Here is a 3,219-nt window from a genome sequence, read left to right on the forward strand (position 1 = left end):
TCGTCAGCTTCATCGACGGCAAGACCTACAAGACGCTCAAGCGCCACCTCACCAGCCACGGGCTCGACCCGAAGGCCTACCGCGACCGCTACGGCCTGCCGGCCGACTACCCGATGGTCGCCCCGAGCTACGCCGCGCAGCGCTCCGCGCTCGCCAAGGCCATCGGCCTGGGCCAGCCCGGTGCCATGGCCGGGCGCGAGCGCGGGGGCAAGGTCGCCTGAACGATGGCCGGTCGGCCGCGCCGGGCGGGCGCGGCCCGCCGTCACGGCTGATCCGAAGACGGCAATGCACCGGCCGCCGGCGCACCCGTCCAGCACCGGGCGTAGCCGCGGGAGATCAGCCGGCCCTGCCGGGCGATGCACCGCTCCGCCGCGTCGAGATCGGCCAGCGCATCGGCGACCGCCGCCACCAGGGCCCCCCAGGTGTCGCCCCGCGCCGCCCGGTGATACGCGCGGGCGATCAGCTCGGCCTCCCTGAGGCGAATCTCCACAGGCGCTTCGTGAGGATCTGCGTGCATCGCGGCCCGAATCCGATTAGAACATTTCATGAACAAAGCGCATCGGCCGGGGCGGTTCAATCGCCGGAGCGCCCTGTTTTCGGATCGCGGTGGAGCGCTGTGGATTGGTCGAGGAAACGTCAATGCCGATGCGGCTTTACCGCTTCCACTGTACGGACGGCCACGCGCTGGTGACCGACCTGAAAGGCTGCCGGCTACCGAACGCGGCCCAGATGCGGGTCCATGCCGAGCGCGTGGCGCTCGCCTTGATGGAGCGGGTCGTCGACCGGTTCGATTGGTCCGGATGGCAGGTGGAGGTCTACGACGCGCGGGGGCGGCGGATCTGGAGCCGGGCCTTCGTCGACGTGAACGCCGACACGCGCGCGGCGTGAGCGGGATGCAGCGGAGCGGCCGCCATGCGCGGCCAGGGGAGAGACAGGATGGCTTTCAAGCCGAAATCGGCCGCGGAGACGAAGGCCCGGGACCTGGGCCTCGCCCTCGCCCGGATCGCCGAGGACGAGGGCGTCCCAGCCAGCATCGGGATCGATCGGCTGCGGCGGGCGAGCCCGCGCCTGACGCCCCTCGCGGTGGGCCAGATGGTCCGCAAGGAACACGCGACCGTCGCGGCGACACTGGCGGAGCGGGGCTTGGCGCTCGTCGACTATTCCGACCAGGGGCCCGGCCGCGGGATGGCCTTCACCATCGACACGGCGGCCTGACGGGACCGGTCAGGCGGCGGCCGGGCGGCTCCGGAACAGGCGGCCGAGGAGGCGGAACGGCAGGAGCGGCAGCTTGATCAGCGCGGTCACCACGAGGACCGCGATGACCGTGAGCAGCGCCAGGACAGAATTCATCATGGGGTCGTTCTCACGAAGGCGGGCTGCCCGTCAGGGCCGAGGGCGCCACGAGGCGCCCGGATCGCGGCGAGACTATGGACAGGACGCGGCCCTCGCGTCGCAGGCCGGCCGCCGGATGAAGACGGGCGTCACGCCGCCCTGAATCCGCTCCGCCGCCGTGCCGCGACCGCGGCTCCCGCGCCCGGGATCGTCGATTCGTGACTCCGCGCCCGTGGCCGTCGATCCCGAGGCCCCGCCACCCTGCCGGGCGCCACCGGGCGCCACCGGGCGCTCCGCGAGCTCTGCCCACGTGTCTACCAAGGCGTGCCGTCATGCAGTAGCGTCACAACCGGATCGGCGGGTCAGCCGGTCCGGCCGATGCCGTCCTGTGCGTCGCGCCATCACCGCCGCCGGAGCCCCGAGGGCCGTTCACCGTATGAGCGAGGCCTGGACCCTTCCCCGCGGCTGCGGCGAACTCGCCGACCTCGTCCGGACCTACGATTGGAGTCGGACGTCCCTGGGCCCCCTCGCGGACTGGCCTCAATGCCTGATCTTCGCGGTGCGCACGCTGCTGCTGTCGCCGGTGCCGATCGTGCTGCTCTGGGGCGAGGACGGCATCATGATCTACAACGATGCCTATTCGGGCTTCGCGGGCGGCCGGCACCCGCAGTTGCTCGGCTCCGCGGTCCGCGAGGGCTGGCCGGAGGTCGCCGAGTTCAACGATCACGTGATGCGGGTGGGTCTGGCGGGCGGCACGCTGTCGTATCGCGACCAGGAACTCACCCTCCATCGCTATGGCGGCCCCGAGCCGGTCTGGATGAACCTCGACTACTCCCCGGTCTTCGACGAGAGCGGGCGGCCCGCCGGGATCATCGCCATCGTGGTCGAGAGCACCGAGCGGGTGCTGGCCGAGCGGCGCCTGCGCGAGAGCGAGGCGCTGTTCCGCACCCTCGCCCAGGGCATCCCGCAGCTCGTCTGGCGCGCCGCGATCGACGGGGCCTGCATCTGGTCGAGCCCGCAATGGCTGGCCTATACCGGGCAGTGCGACGGCGACAGCCTCGGCTTCGGCTGGCTGGCGGCGGTCCATCCCGAGGATGTCGCGGCCGCCCGGACCGCGTGGCAGGCGGCGGCGGCCAGCGGTCATCTCTCGTACGAGCACCGGCTCAGCAACGCCGCCGAGCGGCGCTATTGCTGGTTCCAGACCCGCGCCACGGCCGTGCGCGACGCGCAGGGCCGGATCGTCGAGTGGCTCGGCACCTCCACCGACATCGACGACCTGCGCCAGCTCCAGGAGCGGCAGCAGGTCATGGTCTCCGAGCTGCAGCACCGCACCCGCAACCTGCTCGGCGTGGTCCGTGCCATCGCCAAGCAGACGATGGCGGTAACCGGGCCGGGTGAGCTGTTCAAGGCGCGGTTCAACGAACGGCTGTCGGCCCTGTCCCGCGTCCAGGGCCTGCTGTCCCGCTCGGACCAGGAGCCGATCACCCTCCGGGCGCTCATCGAGACGGAACTGGCCGCCCTCGACGCCCCGGCCCTGCAGGACCGCATCCGGCTCGACGGGCCGATCGTGCGCCTGCGCAAAGGGACGGTGCAGACCTTCGCGCTGGCCCTGCACGAGCTGGCCACCAACGCGCTCAAATACGGCGCCCTGACCACCCCCCGGGGGCGGCTCAGCGTGACGTGGCGGACCTGCGCGGCGGAGGACGGGCGCTGGCTGCACGTGGAGTGGGTGGAGGAAGGGCTCGTCGGCCCCGGGGGGATCCAGGGCCCGGCGACGCGCAGCGGCTACGGGCGCGAACTCATCGAGCGGGCCTTGCCGTATGCCCTGAAGGCGAAGACCCGCTATGAGCTGAGCGACACCGCGCTCCATTGCGCCATCAACATCCC

General features: G+C 71.9%; 6 protein-coding genes. 4 read left to right on the top strand and 2 right to left on the bottom strand.

What is annotated here, in order from left to right; translation table 11 throughout:
• Window positions 1-221, top strand: a 221-nt coding sequence (locus tag MKL01_RS24505) for a MucR family transcriptional regulator (protein WP_243907776.1), incomplete at its 5' end; no start/stop codon positions are given.
• Between the two features lie 41 nt (window positions 222-262).
• On the opposite strand, the gene MKL01_RS24510 is transcribed toward MKL01_RS24505, so the two are convergent.
• The gene (locus MKL01_RS24510; protein WP_409566329.1) at window positions 263-490 is read right to left on the bottom strand and encodes a hypothetical protein; all 228 of its coding nucleotides are present in this window, start codon (window positions 488-490) and stop codon (window positions 263-265) included.
• Window positions 491-639: 149 nt separating this feature from the next.
• On the opposite strand from MKL01_RS24510, the gene MKL01_RS24515 reads away from it, so the two are divergent.
• Both MKL01_RS24515 and MKL01_RS24520 read left to right on the top strand, forming a co-directional pair.
• The gene (locus tag MKL01_RS24515) at window positions 640-888 is read left to right on the top strand and encodes a DUF6894 family protein (protein ID WP_243907778.1); all 249 of its coding nucleotides are present in this window, start codon (window positions 640-642) and stop codon (window positions 886-888) included.
• Between the two features lie 48 nt (window positions 889-936).
• Complete coding sequence (locus MKL01_RS24520) at window positions 937-1,215, top strand: adenylosuccinate synthase (protein ID WP_243907779.1); 279 nt, start codon at window positions 937-939, stop codon at window positions 1,213-1,215.
• A 9-nt stretch (window positions 1,216-1,224) separates the two neighbouring features.
• Here the strand turns inward: MKL01_RS24520 and MKL01_RS35820 are convergent, their stop codons facing one another.
• A complete protein-coding gene (locus MKL01_RS35820) occupies window positions 1,225-1,353 on the bottom strand; it encodes a hypothetical protein (protein ID WP_279604861.1) in 129 nt (42 codons plus the stop codon).
• A 415-nt stretch (window positions 1,354-1,768) separates the two neighbouring features.
• On the opposite strand from MKL01_RS35820, the gene MKL01_RS24525 reads away from it, so the two are divergent.
• The coding region (locus tag MKL01_RS24525; RefSeq protein ID WP_243907780.1) for a sensor histidine kinase at window positions 1,769-3,219 on the top strand (1,451 nt) is incomplete at its 3' end.

It is taken from the genome of Methylobacterium sp. J-070 (assembly GCF_022829385.1).
GTDB lineage: Bacteria > Pseudomonadota > Alphaproteobacteria > Rhizobiales > Beijerinckiaceae > Methylobacterium.